The 19,092-nt window shown below is 68.9% G+C and carries 19 protein-coding genes; 12 read left to right on the top strand and 7 right to left on the bottom strand.

Annotated elements, in window-relative coordinates:
• The first annotated feature begins 18 nt into the window (after window positions 1-18).
• The 5 genes from EZE58_RS08895 (at window position 19) to EZE58_RS08875 (ending at window position 5,210) form a co-directional block, all read left to right on the top strand.
• Window positions 19-315 carry a sarcosine oxidase subunit delta gene (locus EZE58_RS08895; protein ID WP_009379706.1) on the top strand — a complete coding sequence of 99 codons (297 nt, stop codon included), beginning with the start codon at window positions 19-21 and terminating at the stop codon, window positions 313-315.
• The gene (locus tag EZE58_RS08890; RefSeq protein WP_167560300.1) at window positions 312-3,233 is read left to right on the top strand and encodes a glycine cleavage T C-terminal barrel domain-containing protein; all 2,922 of its coding nucleotides are present in this window, start codon (window positions 312-314) and stop codon (window positions 3,231-3,233) included. The genes EZE58_RS08895 and EZE58_RS08890 overlap by 4 nt, the downstream gene beginning before the upstream one ends.
• Window positions 3,234-3,243: 10 nt before the next feature.
• Window positions 3,244-3,981: a sarcosine oxidase subunit gamma family protein gene (locus EZE58_RS08885; RefSeq protein WP_342474401.1), complete on the top strand. Its 738-nt coding sequence runs from the start codon at window positions 3,244-3,246 to the stop codon at window positions 3,979-3,981.
• A gap of 2 nt (window positions 3,982-3,983) precedes the next feature.
• Window positions 3,984-4,829, top strand: coding sequence for a formyltetrahydrofolate deformylase (gene purU, locus EZE58_RS08880; protein WP_009379701.1), 846 nt, complete (start codon window positions 3,984-3,986; stop codon window positions 4,827-4,829).
• Between the two features lie 126 nt (window positions 4,830-4,955).
• Complete coding sequence (locus EZE58_RS08875; protein WP_101624258.1) at window positions 4,956-5,210, top strand: glutaredoxin domain-containing protein; 255 nt, start codon at window positions 4,956-4,958, stop codon at window positions 5,208-5,210.
• 137 nt (window positions 5,211-5,347) lie between these two features.
• Here EZE58_RS08875 and EZE58_RS08870 read toward each other — a convergent pair whose 3' ends face one another.
• Window positions 5,348-6,292, bottom strand: a complete 945-nt coding sequence (locus tag EZE58_RS08870) for an IclR family transcriptional regulator (protein WP_009379692.1) — start codon at window positions 6,290-6,292, stop codon at window positions 5,348-5,350.
• A gap of 179 nt (window positions 6,293-6,471) precedes the next feature.
• On the opposite strand from EZE58_RS08870, the gene EZE58_RS08865 reads away from it, so the two are divergent.
• The 5 genes from EZE58_RS08865 (at window position 6,472) to EZE58_RS08845 (ending at window position 9,132) form a co-directional block, all read left to right on the top strand.
• On the top strand, window positions 6,472-7,053 hold the full coding sequence (locus EZE58_RS08865) for a dihydrofolate reductase family protein (protein WP_009379690.1): 582 nt from the start codon (window positions 6,472-6,474) through the stop codon (window positions 7,051-7,053).
• Window positions 7,054-7,246: 193 nt separating this feature from the next.
• Complete coding sequence (locus tag EZE58_RS08860; RefSeq protein WP_167560297.1) at window positions 7,247-8,062, top strand: ATP-binding cassette domain-containing protein; 816 nt, start codon at window positions 7,247-7,249, stop codon at window positions 8,060-8,062.
• Window positions 8,063-8,243: 181 nt separating this feature from the next.
• Window positions 8,244-8,426, top strand: coding sequence for a hypothetical protein (locus EZE58_RS08855; protein WP_009379686.1), 183 nt, complete (start codon window positions 8,244-8,246; stop codon window positions 8,424-8,426).
• Between the two features lie 101 nt (window positions 8,427-8,527).
• Window positions 8,528-8,722: a hypothetical protein gene (locus tag EZE58_RS08850; protein WP_063248735.1), complete on the top strand. Its 195-nt coding sequence runs from the start codon at window positions 8,528-8,530 to the stop codon at window positions 8,720-8,722.
• 2 nt (window positions 8,723-8,724) lie between these two features.
• On the top strand, window positions 8,725-9,132 hold the full coding sequence (locus tag EZE58_RS08845) for an NUDIX domain-containing protein (protein WP_167560348.1): 408 nt from the start codon (window positions 8,725-8,727) through the stop codon (window positions 9,130-9,132).
• On the opposite strand, the gene EZE58_RS08840 is transcribed toward EZE58_RS08845, so the two are convergent.
• The 3 genes from EZE58_RS08840 to EZE58_RS08830 all read right to left on the bottom strand — a co-directional run bounded on the left by EZE58_RS08840 (window position 9,125) and on the right by EZE58_RS08830 (window position 12,324).
• Window positions 9,125-10,138 (bottom strand): serine/threonine dehydratase, encoded by a 1,014-nt coding sequence (locus tag EZE58_RS08840; protein WP_063248734.1) that lies wholly within the window; start codon window positions 10,136-10,138, stop codon window positions 9,125-9,127. The two genes, EZE58_RS08845 and EZE58_RS08840, sit on opposite strands and share 8 nt — an antisense overlap.
• Entirely contained in the window at window positions 10,135-10,860 is a 726-nt protein-coding gene (locus EZE58_RS08835; protein ID WP_063248733.1) for a class I SAM-dependent methyltransferase, read from the bottom strand. The genes EZE58_RS08840 and EZE58_RS08835 overlap by 4 nt, the downstream gene beginning before the upstream one ends.
• 123 nt (window positions 10,861-10,983) lie before the next feature.
• On the bottom strand, window positions 10,984-12,324 hold the full coding sequence (locus tag EZE58_RS08830; protein WP_082834837.1) for an MFS transporter: 1,341 nt from the start codon (window positions 12,322-12,324) through the stop codon (window positions 10,984-10,986).
• A gap of 331 nt (window positions 12,325-12,655) precedes the next feature.
• Here EZE58_RS08830 and EZE58_RS08825 point away from each other — a divergent pair, with 331 nt between their 5' ends.
• Together EZE58_RS08825 and paaZ are read left to right on the top strand one after the other, a co-directional pair.
• The gene (locus EZE58_RS08825; protein ID WP_081591030.1) at window positions 12,656-13,186 is read left to right on the top strand and encodes an AAA family ATPase; all 531 of its coding nucleotides are present in this window, start codon (window positions 12,656-12,658) and stop codon (window positions 13,184-13,186) included.
• A 227-nt stretch (window positions 13,187-13,413) separates the two neighbouring features.
• Window positions 13,414-15,447, top strand: a complete 2,034-nt coding sequence (gene paaZ / locus EZE58_RS08820; RefSeq protein WP_009379674.1) for a phenylacetic acid degradation bifunctional protein PaaZ — start codon at window positions 13,414-13,416, stop codon at window positions 15,445-15,447.
• Window positions 15,448-15,547: 100 nt separating this feature from the next.
• On the opposite strand, the gene EZE58_RS08815 is transcribed toward paaZ, so the two are convergent.
• The 3 genes from EZE58_RS08815 to paaK all read right to left on the bottom strand — a co-directional run bounded on the left by EZE58_RS08815 (window position 15,548) and on the right by paaK (window position 19,044).
• The gene (locus EZE58_RS08815; RefSeq protein WP_167560294.1) at window positions 15,548-16,906 is read right to left on the bottom strand and encodes an MFS transporter; all 1,359 of its coding nucleotides are present in this window, start codon (window positions 16,904-16,906) and stop codon (window positions 15,548-15,550) included.
• Window positions 16,907-16,981: 75 nt separating this feature from the next.
• Window positions 16,982-17,692 carry a TetR/AcrR family transcriptional regulator gene (locus EZE58_RS08810; RefSeq protein WP_009379672.1) on the bottom strand — a complete coding sequence of 237 codons (711 nt, stop codon included), beginning with the start codon at window positions 17,690-17,692 and terminating at the stop codon, window positions 16,982-16,984.
• Window positions 17,693-17,748: 56 nt separating this feature from the next.
• The gene (gene paaK, locus EZE58_RS08805) at window positions 17,749-19,044 is read right to left on the bottom strand and encodes a phenylacetate--CoA ligase PaaK (RefSeq protein ID WP_009379670.1); all 1,296 of its coding nucleotides are present in this window, start codon (window positions 19,042-19,044) and stop codon (window positions 17,749-17,751) included.
• Window positions 19,045-19,092 lie beyond the last annotated feature (48 nt).

Genomic DNA, 19,092 nt, shown 5'->3' with positions numbered 1-19,092 from the left:
CGACCAGAGAGGACCGCCATGCTGCTCATCATCTGCCCGAACTGCGGATCCCGCGACGAATCCGAATTCACCTACGGAGGCCAGGCGCATGTGCCCTACCCCGAGGATCCGTACGCGCTCACCGACCGCGAATGGGCCGAGTACCTCTTCTATCGCGACAACGACCGCGGGCTCTTCGCCGAACGCTGGTGCCACAGCCTCGGCTGTCGCAAGTGGTTCAACGCCGTGCGCGACACCGTGACCTACGACTTCGCCGGGGTCTACCCGATGGGTCAGCCCCGGCCCGCGACCTTCGAAGGAGCGACAGGACGATGACGACGACCGACTCGCACCGGACCGGTGCGACCCTGGGCCCTCTGGCAGCTCGGCTCGAGACCGCGACCGGCATCGACGGCAGCCGACCGATCGGCTTCACCGTCGACGGCGTCGCCTACTCGGGGTTCGCCGGGGACACGATCGCGAGCGCCCTCATCGCCGCCGGACGCCTCGACTGCGGACCGTCGACCTACCTCGACCGGCCTCGGGGGATTCTGGCCGCCGGAGTCGAGGAGCCCAACGCCCTCGTCCGCGTCCATGCCCCTGATTCCGCCGAGGTGGCCGAGTCGATGCTCCAGGCCACCCGGGTCCTCATCCGCGAGGGCCTGACCGCCGAGTACCTCTCGGGCCTCGGCATCCTCGACCCCGGCCGCGACGACGCCACCTACGAGCACCGGCACACCCACACCGACGTCCTCGTCGTCGGCGCCGGTCCCGCCGGGCTCGCCGCCGCCCGTGAGGCCGCACAGTCCGGGGCCCGCGTCCTCCTCCTCGACGACGGCGTCATCCCCGGCGGGTCCCTGCTCTCGGATCCGCACGCCGTCATCGACGGGATCCTGGCCCCGGAGTGGATCGAGACGACGCTCGCCGAGGCGGCCGCCGCCGAGGAGTTCACGTACGCCCCGCGCACGACCGTCTTCGGCAGCTACGACTCGAACTACTTCGTCGCCCTCGAGGACCGGACCGGCGCCGAGGCGGGACCGAGGCAGCGGGTGTGGCACATCCGGGCCGGGCAGGTCGTCCTCGCCACCGGTGCGCATGAGCGTCCCATCGTCTTCGCCGACAACGACCGTCCCGGCATCATGCTCGCCTCAGCCGTGCGGACCTACCTCGGCCGGTACGGCGTTCTCGCCGGTGAGCGGGTCGCGATCGCGACGACGAATGACTCCGCCTATGCGCTCGTCGCTGATCTCGTCGCTGCCGGCGTCGACGTCGCCGCGGTCGTCGACTCCCGCCCGACCGCCTCGGCGAGGGCGTCTCAAGTCGCCTCCGATACCGGGGTGCGGCTCATCCTCGGCTCCGCCGTCACCGGCACGGCCGGGGAGGGCCCGGGGGGACGGGTCTCCGGGATCACGGTCGCCTCCCTCGATGAGGACGGGGTGGCCGCCTCGGCGGGGGAGGACATCGCCCTCGACCTCCTCGCCGTCTCCGGGGGGTTCTCTCCCGTCATCCACCTCCACGGGCAGCGCCGCGGACCCATCGAGTGGGACGCGGACATCGCCGCGTTCGTCCCTGCCGGACCGGTCCGCGACCAGTTCACGGTCGGCGCGATGACCGGGGAGTACGCACTGGCCACGGCCCTGCGGCAGGGAGCGGAAGCCGGGAGTGAGGCAGCCGAGCGGGCCGGGTTCGACACCGAGCCCACAGTGCCGACGACGACCGAGGAGGGCGCGGACGCACCCCAGCGCCCGCTCTGGGTCGTCACCTCGGACGACGACCCCGAGGCCCTGACCTCGCATTTCGTCGACTTCCAGCGCGATCAGACCGTCGCCGACATCCTCCGGGCGATGAACGCAGGCATGCGCTCGGTCGAGCACATCAAGCGCTACACGTCGATCTCGACGGCCGCCGACCAGGGCAAGACGAGTGCGGTCAACACGATCGGGACGATCGCCGCCGTCCTCGGGGAGGACGACCTCGGCGAGGTCGGGCACACGACCTTCCGGGCGCCCTTCACCCCCGTCGCCTTCGCCGCGCTCGCCGGACGGCGGAAGGGGGAGCTCTTCGACCCCGCCCGGGTGACGTCGATCCACCCGTGGCACGTCGCCCACGGCGCCGAGTTCGAGGACGTCGGGCAGTGGAAGCGGCCGTGGTACTACCCGCTGCCCGGCGAGGACATGGACGCTGCGGTGCTGCGCGAATGCCGGGCCGTGCGGGAGTCCGTCGGGTTCCAGGACGCATCGACACTCGGCAAGATCGAGATCCGCGGTGCCGATGCCGGGAAGTTCCTCGGACGGATCTACACGAACGGGTTCTCCAAGCTCGGCGTCGGCAAGGCCCGCTACGGTCTCATGTGCACCCCCGACGGGATGATCTTCGACGACGGCGTGACCCTGCGGGTCGCCGAGGACCGCTACTACATGACGACGACGACCGGTGGGGCCGCGAAGGTCCTCGAATGGCTCGAGGAATGGCACCAGACGGAATGGCCCGACCTCGACGTCGCCTTCACCTCGGTGACGGAGGAATGGGCGACGGTCGCCGTCGCCGGCCCGAAGTCGCGGGAGGTCATCGCGAAGGTCGCCCCCGATCTCGACGTGTCGAACGAGGCGTTCGGCTTCATGGAGTTCCGGCACACGACGCTCGCGAACGGAATCCCCGCGCGGATCTGCCGGATCTCGTTCTCCGGGGAACTCGCGTTCGAGATCAACGTCGAAGCCTTCTACGGACTCGCCGTCTGGGAGATGGTCGCCGAGGCGGGAGCCGAGTTCGACATCACCCCGTACGGGACGGAGACGATGCACGTGCTCCGCGCGGAGAAGGGGTTCATCATCGTCGGACAGGACACCGACGGCACCGTCACTCCCGCCGACGCGGGCATGGAATGGATCATCTCGAAGGTCAAGGACTTCATCGGCAAGCGCTCGTTCTCCCGCCTCGACACGGCCCGGGAGGACCGCAAGCACCTCGTCGGGGTCCTCCCCGTCGACGGGGAGACCCGGCTCATCGAGGGGGCGCAGCTCGTCGCGGCCGGCACCCCGATCACCCCGGAGGACGGGCCGGTGCCGATGATCGGGCACGTCACCTCGTCCTATCTCTCCCCGACACTGAACCGGCCGTTCGGGCTCGCGCTCGTCGAGAACGGCCGCAACCGCCTCGGCGAGGTCGTCCAGTCACCGCTCGGTGACCAGGTGATCGACGTCGAGATCACCTCACCCGTGTTCTACGATCCCGAAGGGAAGCGCCGTGATGGCTGAGACTGACGCGATGGCTGAGACTGAAGAGTCCACGACCGTGCTCGAGGAGCTGCGGGTGTCCCCGACGGCCCACCTCGCCGAGGCGATGGCTGAGGCCAGCGCGGGAGGCGGGGGTGCCGTGGGACTGCGGGAGCGTCCTTTCGCCGTGCAGATCGGGGTGCGCGCGGAGCCGGGGACCGCCTCGGCGAGGGCGATCGAAGGGGCCTTGGGGATCACCCTGCCTGAGGTCGTCGGCGAGGTGACGGGGGAGGCGGACGGTCGGCACACGGTGTGGCTGAGCCCGGACGAGTTCCTCGTCATCGACGTCTCCCGGCCGCAGCGGCCGGGGGAGGCCGACGAGGCGGAGGCCGCGCTCGAGGGGCTGCCCGGGCAGGTCGTCGAACTCTCGGCGAACCGGACGATCCTCGAACTCACCGGGTCGAAGGCCCGGGAGGTGCTCGAGAAGAGCTGCCGGGCCGACCTCCACCCACGGGCGTTTCCCGTCGGGACGGCGATCGTCACGCAGCTCGGGCCCGTCCCCGTCATCCTCCACCGCTCCGGTGGCGAGGAGTTCCGGATCCTGCCGCGCTCGAGCTTCGCGGACTTCATGGTCCGCTGGCTCATCGACGGGATGGCCGAGTTCACCGGGGAGGGCATCGACGCGTTCGACGACGTCGTCGGGCACGCGCACGATGACGGGTCGGCGGGGCACGGCGGCGCGGAGCGCGACGCCGCCTCGCGCACAGCAGACAACGACCGGAAGGGCTGACAATGCCGGAATACGTCCTCTCCCTCGAATGCGATGAGCGTCGGGGCATCGTCCACTCGCTCACGGGGGCGCTGCTCGACCACGGCGGCGACATCAGGGAGCTCAAGCAGTTCGACGACGCGCTGAGCAGGCGGTTCTTCCTCCGGGTCGAGTTCGAGCTCGAACCCGAGGCCCTCGAGGACCTGCGTGCCGAGATCGAGAGGCTCGGCGCGGACCTCGACGCGAAGTGGAACCTCTGGCCGAAGGGGGAGAAGCGGCGCGTGCTCGTCATGGTCTCGAAGTTCGAGCACTGCCTCAACGACCTCCTCTTCCGGGCGCGCATCGGAGAGCTGCCCGTCGACATCGCGGCAGTCGTGTCGAACCATCCCGACCACCGGGAGCTCGTCGAATGGCATCACGTGCCGTTCTTCCGGATCCCGGTCACCCCGGAGACGAAGCCCGAGGCCGAGGGCAAGCTCCTCGACCTCGTCGATCGGTTCGAGATCGACCTCGTCGTCCTCGCCCGGTACATGCAGGTGCTCTCCGACGACCTCGCACGCGAGCTGACGGGCAAGGCGATCAACATCCACCACTCGTTCCTCCCCTCGTTCAAGGGCGCCAAGCCCTACCACCAGGCGTACGAGCGGGGTGTGAAGACCGTCGGGGCGACCGCCCACTTCGTCAACAGCGAGCTCGACGAGGGGCCGATCATCGCGCAGGCCGTCACCGAGGTCGACCACGCCTTCGGCCCGCAGGACCTCGTCGCCGCCGGCCGCGACACCGAATGCAAGGCGCTGTCGAACGCCGTGAAGTGGCACTGCGAGGGCCGGGTGTTCCTCAACGGGAAGCGGACCGTCGTCCTGAGGTGAGGGGCGGGGGTGCCGGTCTCAACTTCCGGGCGCGCGGAATAGGCGGTGTCTGTGCGCGGTTCGAATGAATGCGCCGGTCGACTCCGGCGATACCGCGCGTTGGAGCGCCCGAGCGAAAGGACGGTCATGGCTGAGAACACCATCACGATGTACGGGGCGGAGTGGTGCGGGGACTGCCGTCGCACGAAGAAGCAGCTGACCGAACTCGGCGTCGACTTCGACTACATCGACCTCGTCGTCGAGCCGGAGAAGGCCGATGAGGCGAAGGAGATCTCGGGTAGGACGAACATCCCCGTCGTCGTCTACCCCGACGGCTCCCACCAGGTCGAACCGACGAACCCCGAGGTGCTCGCGAAGCTGAAGTACCTCTCCTTCGTCTGACCCTCTCGTTGCGCTCGCCCGCCGAGGGGACCACCTGATGGCGAGGGAGCCAGCTGGGAGGCGCGCGCTCGCCGCTCAGCGGTCCCTTCGACCACGGGAGAGGCATCGAGACGGACACTTCGCGCCGAGACCGACACTCAGAACTGTCGGTCTCGGCGCGAAGTGTCTGTCTCGGCGGAGGCTTCTGAGCTCGCAGGCTCCGCGTCGGCGGCGAGCGCCTCGGCGATGATCTTCGCCTCACGCCGCAGCAGGGCGACGAGGTGCTCGACCCGCTGACCGGTGACGCGGTCGGCGATCGACGCGATCGACAGGGCCGCGCGGGGACGGCCCCCACGGACCCTGAGCGCGACGCCGACTGCCCACGAACCCTGCGCGAAGAGCCCGGGATTGTGGACGAAGCCGTCGATGCGGGCCTGGTCGATGATGTCGCGCAGCTGGTCGATGCGGACCTTCGGGTACCGCTCGGCGAGGATCTGCTCGTTCGCCTCGAACAGGGCGTCCACCTCGGCGGGGGAGAGTTCAGCCATGATCGCGAGACTGCCCGCGCCGATCCCGAGCGGATGCCGGTCGCCGACGGCGAGGGCATTGTTGAAGATGTCGCCGAAGCCCTCCTCGCGCCGTGCGCAGATCGCAAAGCTGCCGGTGCGCAGGGTGAGGAAAGCGGTGTCCTGAGTGATCTCGGCCAGCCGCAGCAGGCTCGACTCCGATTCGATGACGAGCGGGTCGACGGACTTCTGCGCGAGCTGACCGAGGATCTGCGACTGCACGCCGAGGCGGTACCCGCCCTCCTCGAGGCGTTCGACGTAGCCCATCGCGATGAGGGCCTGGAGCATGCGGTGGACGCTCGCCTTCGGACGTCCGCTGATCGTCGCGATCTCCGACAGCCCGGCCCCGCCCGTGCGTTCACTGGCAAGCAGCCCGACGAGGCCCAGCAGCGACAGCGCCCGCTGGATGCTCTGTGCTCCGGTGCCCGGCTCGAGATCATCGACGGCGTGGGCGACGTTGAACGACGCCGATCGGCGCAGGATCTTCCCGCGCATCCTCACCCGCCCCAGGTCGTCGGGGTCCACGCCGCTGCCCATGCTCCGATTATCGCGCGCGGTTCTGAGCGCACCGCACGGAATCCATGATGTGGAACCTTTCGTCCGGACCCGGTGACAGGTCGTTCACATGGCGAGCCGGGACGGATCAGTCTCAGGTTTCCCTGTCATTGCGCTGGTTCGAGGACTATTGTCGAAGCACGACGGATTCGGGAGGAACCATGACCGTCACGTACACGTTCGATGTCTTCAGCAGCCTCGACTCGCGGGCGAGCGTCACCGAGGACGCGGACTGGGGCGGCTATTGGGGCAAGCAGGGACCCGAACTCCTCGAGGAGCGCCTCGGCGAGTACTCCGGCGACCAGCGGCTCGTGCTCGGCGCGAACACGTACCGGGCGTTCGCGGCGATGGTCAGGAACGCCGGTGAGGGCGACGACGTCTTCGACCCGTGGGTCACAGAGATGCGGAACCTGCCGACGACGGTCATCTCGGACACGCTGGAGGAGCCCCTGGATTGGCCGGACGCCACGCTCGTGCGCGGCGATGCCGTCGACGTCGTCGCCCGGCTCAAAGAGCAGTCCGATGTCCCGCTGCGCTCGCACGGGAGCCTGTCGATGAACCGCTCCCTCATGGCGGCCGGACTCGTCGACCGCCTCCAGGTGACGATCTTCCCGGCGCTCACCGGCCGCACCGGCACCGAGCCGATCTTCGACGGGACCGAGGACTTCGACCTCGAACTCCTCTACTCCCGCACCCTCGACGGGCGCACACAGGAACTCATCTACCGTCCTCACCTGCACTGACGACGGGAATCGTGGGCTGCCTCGGCGGGACCGACCCCATCCGATCCATGATGTGGAACTCAGCGTCCGGGTGGTCCGGCCGCCTCGGCGCGGTTCCGTCCTAGACTCGCATCGTCCGGTCCCGAGTGCCACTGCCCGGACGAACGCGGCCCCATCCGGGTCGCGGCGATCCCGACGATGCGAAGGAGACGACGTGGGTGAGGCGGTCCTCGACCTCAGCGAGGTGACGTTTAGGCGCGGGCAGACGCAGATCCTCCACCGCATCGACCTGCGGATCGACCGCGGCGAACACTGGGTCCTCCTCGGACCGAACGGAGCGGGGAAGTCGACGCTGCTCAGCTTCGCCTCGGCGCAGGTGTTCCCGACCTCGGGCACGGTAGACGTCCTCGGCAGGCGGATGGGCAGGGTCGAGCTCGCGGCCCTGCGACGGCACATCGGGCACGTCAATCCCCGGCATCCACTGCGGTCGAACCTCACCGTCCGCGACGTCGTCCTCACCGGGGTGACCGGGACGATCGAGCGGCCTCTGCGGTGGGAGGCGAACCCTGAGGAGATCGCGCGTGCCGAAGCGATGATCGCCGAGGTGGGTCTGGCCTCCCGGGCCGACGCCGGGTGGCGGATCCTCTCCCAGGGCGAGCGGGGTCGCGCGCTCGTCGCCCGCGCTCTCGTCTCGGCGCCCGAACTCCTCCTCTTCGACGAACCGACGACTGGCCTCGACGTCGCCGCCCGCGAGCAGCTGCTCGAGACCATCGACGCCCTGTCGGTGAGCTCGCCGGAGCTGACGACGCTGCTCGTCACCCATCACCTTGAGGAGATCCCCGAAACGACCACGCACGCCGTGATCATCTCCCGCGGTCGGCTCACCGCCAACGGCCCGATCGCCGAGGTGCTCACCACCGAGGCCGTCTCCGCCGCCTTCGAGCATCCGATCGAGGTCGGCCACGCAGACGGCCGCTGGTCGGCGCGAGCGGTGCGGACGATGCCGGCCGCGGGCAGTGCCGTGGTCTAGAGTCGCCTTCAGGTGAGCGGACGCCGCCGTGGTCTGCCGGGGACACCGCCGATGTCTGACACGGGGATCGCCGACACAGGGTCGTGATTCCCCGACAAGGGGTCTGGTGCGGACGCCCAGAGACGGGCAGACTGTGGGGACGGGCGAGCGTCGCCCGCCGGTCGAGGGAAGTGAGGACCCGATGGGACATCACAAGGACAACGACGAACTGCGCGAGGACCGCTTCGAGCAGGACAAGGCCCGCCAGGAGATGCGCGACGAGGTCTTCGCCGACACCGACGGCGACGTCGACGACCAGGGCTCGCAGGACGAACGGCGCAAGGACGGGCTCGACCCGGCCTCCCGCGCCGACGAGGAGGAGTGACTCGACCGCCTCAGTGCGGTGACCCGACCGCCGCAGTGCGGGTCGGCTCATTGCGGGCGGCTCCGTTGCAGATCGGTGCAGCCGAGACCTAGGCTGGAGCCATGAAGATGAGCACAGTCTGGAGCGTCCTCGGCGCGATCCTCGCGATCATCATCGCGTGGTGGATCGTCAGCGCCGTGTTCTCGATCGCGTGGTTCCTCGTCAAGGCGGTCATCGTCATCGCCGTCGCCGCGATCGTCTTCGGCTTCATCAAGGGCGCCTTCCGTTCGAAGGATCGGCAGCGCCCGACTCCGTGACGATGATCCGCGCGGCCAGCGTCGTCATCGTCGACGACCGGTCGCGCGTGCTCCTCGTCCAGCGCGGCAGGAACCCCGACAAGGGACGATGGTCCGTGCCCGGAGGCAAGTGCGAACCCGGTGAGTCCTTCGCCGAGGCGGCTGCCCGGGAAGCGTACGAAGAGACCGGGCTGCGCGTCGAGATCGGCCGCGAGCTCTGGTCGCTGACGATCCCGATCGGCGACGGAGTCGAGTACGACGTCCACGACTTCGCAGCCACCGTCATCGGCGGTGAGCTCTCCGCCGGCGACGACGCCGCCGAGGCGCGCTGGTTCGCCGAGGCCGAACTCGATGCCCTCGACCTCACCCACGACCTTGCCGGCTGCCTCCGCCGAGCCGAGGTCTTCGGGCCCGGCACCGCGGCTAGGTGAGCCCGTCGAAGCCCGTGTTCGCCCCGCAGAGGACGACACCGACCTTCTCACCGGGCTCGGGCACGTAGCCCTCCGCACTGCGGATCCCTGCGAGCGCGGCTGCCGCGGCATGTTCGACGACGAGACGATGGTCGGCCCACAGATGTCGGCGTGCCGCGATGATCTCCTCGTCGCGTACGAGCACCGAGGTGACGAGATCGGTCTGCGCGGCGTCCAGCGCCAGGGGAGTGGCCCGCCGCGCCCCGAGGGAATCCGCCGCCACCGAGTCGACGGCGACGTCGACGGGCTGGCCGGCCTCGAGTCCGGCATTGAAGGCGCGGCTGCCGACGGGTTCGACGGCGACCGTTCGCACCCCGTGGAACGTCGCCGCCGTCGCGACACCCGCGAAGAGTCCGCCCCCGCCGACGGAGACGACGACGGTGTCGAGATCGGGCACCTGCGCGAGCAGCTCCGTGAACACGGTCCCCGCTCCTGCGGCGATGAGCGGGTGGTCGTACGCGTGCGAGGACAGAGCCCCCGAGGACTCCGCGAACTCCGCACACGCCAGCGCCGCCTCGGCGTACTCGGCTCCGACCTGCCGGACCTCGGCACCGTACGAGCGCAGCCGATCGACCTTGACGGTCGGGGCGTTCGCGGGGACGAACACCGTCGCCGGGACCCCGGCCTCCGCGGCGGCCCACGCGCATGCGAGTCCCGCGTTCCCGCCGGAGGCGATCGTCATACCCGCATCGGGGAACGTCCCCTCGGCGAGGTGGGGGCGGATGAAGTTCTGCGCCCCGCGCGCCTTGAACGTCCCCGTGTACTGCATGAACTCGAGCGCGAAGTAGAGACCCGAGGCCTCGGGGTCGCTCGTCGGGGGAGCGACCCACGTCGCGCCCGTGTCCGTCTCCGCGTGCGGGCGGCGTCCTGGCTGCGCCGAGGCGACCGCGAGGGGGCGGACGCGACCGGTGATCCGTTCGGCGGCCGCTTCGATGTCGGGGTAGGTGAGCGGGTCCGGGTGCGTCACGGCTTCCTCCAGACGGAAACGTGTGAGGGGCTCTCGGCGGTGAACGGCGTCCTCTCCCAGTCGGCGAAGCGCCCTTCGGGCTCGAGCCCGGCGAGACGGGCCATGAGGTCGAGTTCGGAGGGCCACACGTAGCGGAAGTGGTGCGGTGAATAGCGGAAGGTCGCGCCGTCCCTCGTGAGATGGTGCGAGGTCGCCCGCTGCGTGATGGGGTCGAGGGTGTCGAAGCCGACGTGCTCGTCGGTGACGTCGAAGGGGACAGCGGTCTGGCCCGGCGGCAGCCGTCGCAGGGGTGGGACGGTGTTCTCGATGACGAAGCGTCCGCCCGGACGCAGATGGGAGGCAGCGTTGGCGAAGCAGGCGACCTGCGCGTCCTGGGTGACGAGATTGCCGATCGTGTTGTAGACGAGGTAGACGAGCGAGTGCCCTCCGGCTACATGCGTCGACGTCATGTCGCCGATCGTCACCGGGATGTCGGGGGCCTTCTGCCGGAGGCGCTCGGCCATCGGCTCCGAGAGCTCGATGCCCGAGACCGGGACTCCGCGCTCGTGCAGGGGGATCGCGACCCGCCCGGTCCCGATCGCGAACTCGACGGCGCTTCCCCCGGCCGCCGCCTCGGCGAGGAAGGCCGTCGTCGCTGTGAGGAGCGCCGGGGCGAACATCGGATCCTCGGCATCGTCGTAGTTCTGCGCCTGCTCGCGTGTCCAGACATCGCTGTCGACCATGCGCTCAGGCTAGCAAACACGTGCACGAGCGTCGTCGGCTCACCTCGGCGAGGTGGGCGATCACCCTCACCGAGGCTGCGCGGTTACGGTCGGCCGCCTCGGCGAGGGGATGGGTCCGCAGACTCAGTGGTGCTTGGGCACGCCGAGGGGGTTTCCCTTCGTCTCCTTGACGAGGCTGACGCCGATGAGGGAGATGACGCAGACGATGATGAGGTAGATCGCGATCGACAGGGAGTTGCCGGTCTTCGCGAGCAGGGTCTCGGCGATGGTCGGGGCGAACGCCCCGCCGAGGATCGCGCCGAGCGCATACCCGATCGACACTCCGGAGTAGCGGACCTGCGGCGGGAACATCTCCGCGTACATCGCCGACATCGGGCCGTAGCTGAGCCCCATGCCGACGGTGAGGACGAAGATGCCGATGCCGTACATCCAGATGCTCTTGGAATCGATCATGAGGAACGTCGGGATGAGCCAGAGGATGAGGAGGATGTAGCCGATCTGGAAGGTGCGGACGCGACCGAGTCGGTCGGAGAGCGCCCCGCCCCACATCGTGAAGATCAGCCAGCCGAAGCTCGCGAGCGTTGTCGCGAGCAGCACGGGGGCGCGGTCGAGGCCGACCATGCCGCCCTCGGCGAGGGGGCGGGAGGCGTACGCGGCGAAGAACGCGATGATCATGTAGCCGACGGCGTTGTTGCCGATGAAGATGACCGCGGCGAGCACGACCTCCTTCGTGTTCTTCCGGAACAGGGTGCCGAGCGGAGCCGAGGACTCGGCGCGGCGTTCGGCGAGCTCGGCGAAGACGGGGCTCTCCTCGACCTGCTTGCGGATGTAGTAGCCGACGACGACGAGGACGACGGAGAAGAGGAACGGGATCCTCCAGCCGAAGCTCGCGAACTGCTCCGGAGTGAGCACGGTGGTGAGGATCCAGATGACTCCGGTCGCGAGGATCATGCCCACGGGCACGCCGATCTGTGGGTAGGCCCCGAAGATGCCGCGTTTGTCGTCGGGGGCGTGTTCGACTGAGAGCAGTGCCGCGCCGCCCCATTCGCCGCCGGCCGAGAAGCCCTGGAGGATGCGCAGCAGGGTGAGGAGGATCGGCGCTGCCACGCCGATCGCCGCGTACGTCGGCAGGAGGCCGATGAGCGAGGTCGCCGCGCCCATGAGGATGAGCGTGAGGACGAGCATCCGCTTGCGTCCGATCCGATCGCCGAGGTGGCCGGCGATGATCGCGCCGAGCGGCCGGAAGAGGAATGAGATGCCCAGCGAGGCCCACGCCATGATCTGGCCGAGCGCCGGGTTGTCTGCGGCGAGCGGGCCGAAGTACTGCACCGAGAGGATGAGGCCCGCTGCCTGGGCGTAGATGAAGAAGTCATACCACTCGATCGTGGTGCCGACGAGGGTGCCCGCGAGGACCTTGCGCTCCTCGCGCGTGATCGTCGAGGACGTGGGTGAGGCGGTGGACATGGCTGATCTCTCCATCGAAATCCGAAGTCCGTCAGGTCGACGCTGGGGCGAGCGCGGGTGCTGTGCGGGGAGCGGCTGTGCTCTCCGGTGGGCTTGCGTGGGTGCTCTCCGGCGGGCGGCTGTGCCCGCCGTGTGTCCTCGGGTCGACCTTTGGTGACTGTTTGGTCAGTTAATGCGCTTGATCATAGCCGACGAGGGTGACCCGCGCCACTGGCGGGGCGCGCCGATTGCAGGCGGTCGAATGCACAGTTTCCCTGCGTTCGCTCCGTAGGGTTGTCGTGACCGGTACCGTCACCGAGAGTGTGACCGCGGGCAGTGGAGAGGATGGACAATGGCAACAGCAGTGATCCTGGTGAATGGGATCCCCGCATCGGGCAAGTCAACGCTTGGTGCCGAACTCGCCGAGGCGGCAGGTGTTCCGTTCCTGTCCGTGGACGAAGTGCTCGAACGCCTCGTCGATTCCGTTGACTACCGCTTCCCCAGGGGACCGGTCCATGAGCTGGCGAACACGGTGACATGGCGACTGGCCGCCCTGGTCGACGACACGGTGGTGGTCGAGTCGTTCTGGGCCCGTGAGCGCGATCTCGAGACCGTCAGGGACGGGCTGAGGGTCGCCGGAGCTGAGACGGTGGTCGAGGTGTGGTGCGATGCTCCGGTCGACGAGGCCGTCGAGCGGTACGAGAACCGCGACCGCCACGGCATCCACGAAGACGATCCGAACGACGTGGATCTGTGGCGACGCAGCGCTCCGCTCGCGTTGGGTCCGATCGTGCGAGTCGACACGAGCAGCATTTCCGATGCAGTGTCGGGTCCCGAGGTGCTCGCGCAGGTGCGAGACGCGCTTGGGATTCCCGTGGCGTAGGGCCCATTGTCGTCGCATTGGAAGCTCTGCGATGGCATTCCGCGGATCAGGGTCGTGATGGCGTCGTGGCAGGCGGGTGCAACCGCCCCCAGCACCCGATGACAATTACCGACCGATTGGTTAGTATATGGACTGATCGGCGAGCTCGGGTGCGTCCCGGGCCGCAGCAGGACAGCGGCGACGAGGCTGAGCGGCTTCGAGCGACCAACCGACAACGGGAGGCCCCCATGACCGAGACCCTCAGTTCCTACGCGGCCGGCACCTGGCACACCCCGAGCGAGGCCGCCGACGCGCGAGACGTCCGCGACTCGACGACCGGGGACCTCCTCCACCGCGTCTCCTCGGCCGGCATCGACTTCACTGCGGTTGCCGACTTCGCCCGTGAGGTCGGGGGCCGGGAGCTGGGGAAGCTGACGTTCCATCAGCGCGGGGTCATCCTCAAGCAGCTCGGCGCGTACCTCATGGAACGGGCGAAGGACTACCACGAGATCTCCTTCACCACGGGCACGACGAAGCGCGACGCCTTCGTCGACATCGAAGGCGGCATCGGCACGCTCTTCACGTACTCGGGCGTCGCGAGGCGGCAGATGCCGAACTCGACGGTCCTCCTCGACGGCGGGGTCGAGCGCCTGTCGAAGAACGGCACCTTCGTCGGCCGTCACATCCTCACCTCCCGACAGGGCCTCGCCCTGCAGATCAACGCCTTCAACTTCCCCGTGTGGGGCATGCTCGAGAAGTTCGCCCCGATGTTCGTCGCCGGCGTCCCCGTCGTCGTCAAGCCCGCCACCGACTCCGCGCACCTCACCCGCGCCGTCGTCGCCGACATGCTCGCCTCCGGGCTCCTGCCCGAGGGCGCGATCCAGGTCGTCACCGGCGACATCACCCCGCTCTTCGATCTGCTCGCCGAGCAGGACACGATCGCCTTCACCGGGTCAGCCGGCACCGCCCGCCGACTCGCATCGCTGAACTGCGTGACCGAACGCGGCACCCGCTTCTTCGCCGAGGCGGACTCCCTCAACTTCTCCCTCCTCGGTCCCGATGCCGCCCCCGGCACGCCCGAGTTCGACCTCTTCGTCGACAGCGTCGTCGCCGAGATGACCGTCAAGGCCGGTCAGAAGTGCACCGCGATCCGGCGCACCTTCGTTCCCGCCGAGCACGCCGAGGCCGTCGGGGAGGCCCTGACCGCGAAGCTCGCGACCGTGACCGCTGGCGACCCGCGGGAGAAGTCGACCCGACTCGGCCCGGTCATCTCGACGAAGCAGCGTGATGACGTCCTCGACGCCGTCGATGAGATCATCGCCGGCGGTGCCCACCTCCTCACCGGCGGTCGCGAGGCCTCGGACGATCTCGCGTCCTCCCTCGGCGGGGCGTTCGTCGCCCCGACCGTCCTCCAGGCCGACGATCCGTGGGTCGACGCCGTCCACGACGTCGAGGCCTTCGGTCCCGTGACCACACTCATCACGTACTCGACCCTCGCCGAGGCGGTCGACCTCGCCGCTCGCGGGCGCGGGTCCCTCGTCGGCTCGGTCGTCACCCACGACCCGGCGTTCGCCGCGGAGTTCGTCCGCGCCGTCGCTCCCTGGCACGGGCGCATCCTCGTCCTCGACCGCGACGACGCCGACGAGTCGACGGGGCACGGCTCCCCGCTGCCCACCCTCGTCCACGGTGGTCCCGGCCGCGCCGGAGGCGGAGAGGAGATGGGTGGTCTGCGGGGCATCACACACTTCATGCAGCGCACCGCGATCCAGGCCTCTCCGAACATGCTCACCGCGATCGGCGGGGAGTGGGTCGCGGGAGCCGAGCGCCACCTCGGCGAGCATCCGTTCACCAAGTCTCTGGCCGATCTGAAGATCGGGGATGCCCTGGAGTCGGAGTGGCGCGAGGTCACCCTCGAGGACATCGCGCACTTCGCCGAGTTCACCGGCGACACGTTCTACGCCCACACCGACGAGGAGGCGGCAGCGGCGAACCCGTTCTTCCCCGGCCGCGTCGCCCACGGGTACCTCATCGTCTCCTTCGCCGCGGGTCTCTTCGTCCAGCCGGATCCCGGGCCGGTGCTCGCGAACTACGGCCTCGAGGGGCTGCGCTTCGTCACGCCCGTCTCACCAGGGGACAAGCTCAAGGTGACGCTCACCGCGAAGCGCATCACCCCGCGCGAGACCGACGAGTACGGCGAGGTCCGCTGGGACGCCGAGGTCGTCAACCAGGACGGCGAACCCGTCGCCAACTACGACGTCCTCACCCTCGTCGCCAAGGAGTGAGGGGGCGCTGACTCCTCGAGTCGAGGACGTGCGGTGTCGATTCTGCTGAGCATTATCGACACTGAGCGTCCTCGACTCGCTGCGTCGGTGGTCAGCCCAGTCAGGGGCGCGATTCCTCCGGGGCGGGCACGGCCGGGTTCCGGATTCCCACCAGCGAGACCAGCCCGCCGGCGATGAGGAGCACGGACACGAAGACGGCGGCGCGGTAGAAGCCGCTGAGGTCGAGGGTGCCGCCGACGACCGTGCCGACGAGCGCGATGGCGATGAGCCCTGCGACGCGGGAGATCGCATTGTTCACGGCGCTGGCGATCCCGCTGCGCTCCTCCTCGATCGCGCCGAGGATCGTCGCCGTCAGCGGTGAGACGGTCGCGGCGAGCCCGAGGCCGAAGACGATCATCGCCGGCAGCACCTGCCACCAGTAGTTGAAGTCCTGGCTGACGAGCAGCAACATGAGCGACCCCACACCCATGAGGATCGGGCCGAAGGCCATGAACAGGCGCGGCCCCCACTTCCCGGCCAGTCGTCCGCTCGTGGAGCTGAAGAGGATCATCATGATCGTCGTCGGCAGGCTCGCGAGCCCGGCGGCCGTCGCCGTCAGCCCCGCATCCTCCTGCAGGTAGATGGCGAGGACGAAGCCGTTGAGCGAGAGCGCCCCGTACATGAGCGTCGTCGTGATGTTGCCGACCCAGAAGTTCCGCGCCCGGAACAGATCGAGCGGCAGGATCGGGTCGCTCACCCGCCGTTGACGCAGCAGGAAGAGGATGAAGAGCACACCCCCGCCGAGGAGGGTGATCGGGATCGCCGGATGACCCCAACCCAGCCGGGGCTGTTCGATGAGGCCGAAGACCATGCCGCCGAGCCCGAGGATGGAGAGGACAGCGCCGAGGATGTCGATGTGGGCCTTGTCTCGGCGGGGAGGATCGGGAACCTTGCGCAGGAGCCACAGGGTGATCGCGATCGGGATGACGTTGATGAGGAAGGCGAAGCGCCATGACGCGAAGTCGACGAGGAGGCCGCCGATGAGCGGTCCGACGATCATCGCGCCCGTGGTCAGTGCCGTCCAGGTGCCGATGGCCTTCGCGCGGGCGGCTCCGGAGTAGTGGGCACTGATGAGCGCCAGTGAGCTCGGCACGAGAAAGGCGCCGGCAGCTCCCTGAAGCATCCTGGCGGCGATGAGGATGAAGGGATCGGGGGCGACGGTGATGATCACCGAGGCGATGCCGAAGCCGATGAGGCCGATCCTCATCACCAGGCTGCGGCCGTAGGCGTCGCTGATGGATCCGGCGACGAGCATGATCGCCCCGAGCGTAATGAAGTAGCCGTCGACCACCCACTGCTGGGTGACGAGCCCGCCGCCGAGCTCGCGATCGATCGCGGGCAGGGCGACGTTGACGATTGTGCCGTCGAGGAACGCCACGAACGAGGCGAGGACGGCAATCCACAGGATCCGAGAGGTCACCCTGTCAGAGTACGCCGGAAACGACCGTGATCAGCACTGTCGGCGGCCCCGATCGCACGGGCGCGTGTGCGCGCTCTATTCGGCGAGGCCGTTGAAGGCCATCGCGGTGACCGCCTCGGCGATGGTCTCCGGATCGACGGGGTAGCCCGGGCGGTACCACTCGGTGATCGAGTTGACCATGCCGAAGAGGAGGCGGGTGACGAGGCCCGGCGGGAAGTCGGCGCGGACGCCGCCCTCCTCGATCGCCGCGGTGACGAGCGCGCGGATCTTCATGTCGATCTTCCGGCGCTGCTCGAGGGCGTCGCGTTCGACCGCGGAGTTCCCGCGCACCCGCAGGAGCAGGGTGACCGAGTGATGGTATTCGATGAGGATGAGCACGCTCGAGTGGACGGCGTGGCGCAGGCGCTCGAGGGCGCTGAGATCCTGCCGGTGGGACTCGGACTCCACCGCCGAGGCGAGAGCGTCGGTGCCGCGGTTGATCGCCAGCTGCAGCAGCTCCTCCTTCGACTTCACATGGTGGTAGATCGCCGACTTCGTGATCCCGAGCTCGCGGGCGACCGTGTCCATCGACGTGCCGTCGTAGCCGCGGGAGACGAAGACCTCGGTGGCCTTGTTGATGAGCGTCTCCCGGTCGTAGCCGGGACGACCGCGGCGGGTCCGCTTCGGCTCCGACCCGACCCCCGCCTCGGCGGCGGATCCGGACCCAGCTCCCGCCTCGGCGAGGTCACCGGCGACGGACTCCGTCGCGGTCGACGGAGTCTGTGCAGGTGACGAGCTCTTGGACATGGGAATCAGTCTAATCAGCGGAAGCCGGCGGTGCCGCGATCCGAGTCACAGCGGACCTAGCGGATGTTCTCGCGGCGGTCGATGATGCGTTTGAGCTTGCCGACCGAGCGCGGCAGGGATCCGGGATCCTTGACGTCGACGGTCGAGGAGACGCCCAGGCGCTCCTTGATCCGGGACGCCACCCGGACGCCGAGCCCTTCACGCTGGGCGGCGTCGACGCCCTCGCGGCATTCGACTTCGACGGTGACCTCGTCCATCCGGCCCGGGCGGGTGAGGACGAGCTGGAAGTGCGGGCTGAGGTGTTCGAACTCGAAGAGCACGGACTCGACGTTGGCGGGGTAGACGTTGACGCCGCGGATGATGATGAGGTCGTCCGAACGGCCTGTGATGCGCGAGATGCGGCGGAAGTTCGGGTGCGCGGTGCCCGGCAGCAGGCTCGCGAGGTCGTGGGTGCGGTAGCGGATGATCGGCAGCGCCTCCTTCGTCAGGGAGGTGAAGACGAGTTCGCCCTCCTCGCCGTCGGGCAGCACTTCGCCGGTGAAGGGGTCGACGATCTCGGGGTAGAAGTGGTCCTCCCAGATCGTCGGGCCGTCCTTCGTCTCCGCGGATTCGCACGCGACGCCGGGGCCCATGACCTCGGAGAGGCCGTAGATGTCGACGGCGTCGATGGCGAAGGAGCGTTCGATCTCCCGGCGCATCTCGTCCGTCCACGGTTCGGCGCCGCAGATGGCGACCTTGAGGCTCGTCGAGGTGGGGTCGATGCCCTGCTTGTGGAACTCGTCGAGGATCGTGAGCAGGTAGGTCGGGGTGGCGGTGATGATGTCGGGCTGGAAGTCCTGGATGAGCTGGACCTGGCGTTCTGTCTGTCCCCCGGAGATCGGGACGACGGTGAAGCCGTGGCGTTCGGCCCCGTGGACGCCGAGTCCGCCGGTGAACAGCCCGTAGCCGTACGCGTTGTGGAGCATCTGGCCGGGCCTGCCGCCCGCACCGAGGATCGAGTGTTTGATCAGCCCGCTCCACACGTCGAGGTCGTTCTGCGTGTACCCGACGACCGTGGGCAGACCGGTCGTGCCCGAGGAGGCGTGGATGCGCGCGACGTCCTCGCGCGGGACGGCGAAGAGCCCGAACGGGTAGTTCTCCCGCAGGTCCTGCTTGTTCGTGAACGGCAGCTTCGCGATGTCGTCAAGGCTCGTGATGTCGGAGGGGACCACGCCGAGGTCGTCGAACGCCTTCCGGTAGTGCGGCACCTTCTCGTAGACGGTCGTCACCGTGGTCTTGAGGTTGGCGAGCTGATGGGCGCGCAGCTCATCGAGGCTCATCGTCGCACCGGCGTCAGTGTCGGTTGCGGTCATCGTGGTCTCCTGTGGTTCGTTGCGGGGGCTGCCTGCAGTGGGGCTGCA

This window comes from Brevibacterium sp. LS14 (genome assembly GCF_012027885.1).
GTDB classification, from domain to species: domain Bacteria; phylum Actinomycetota; class Actinomycetes; order Actinomycetales; family Brevibacteriaceae; genus Brevibacterium; species Brevibacterium casei.
The sequence above is the reverse complement of the archived record's forward strand: the minus strand, read 5'-3'. Positions and strand labels throughout refer to the sequence as shown.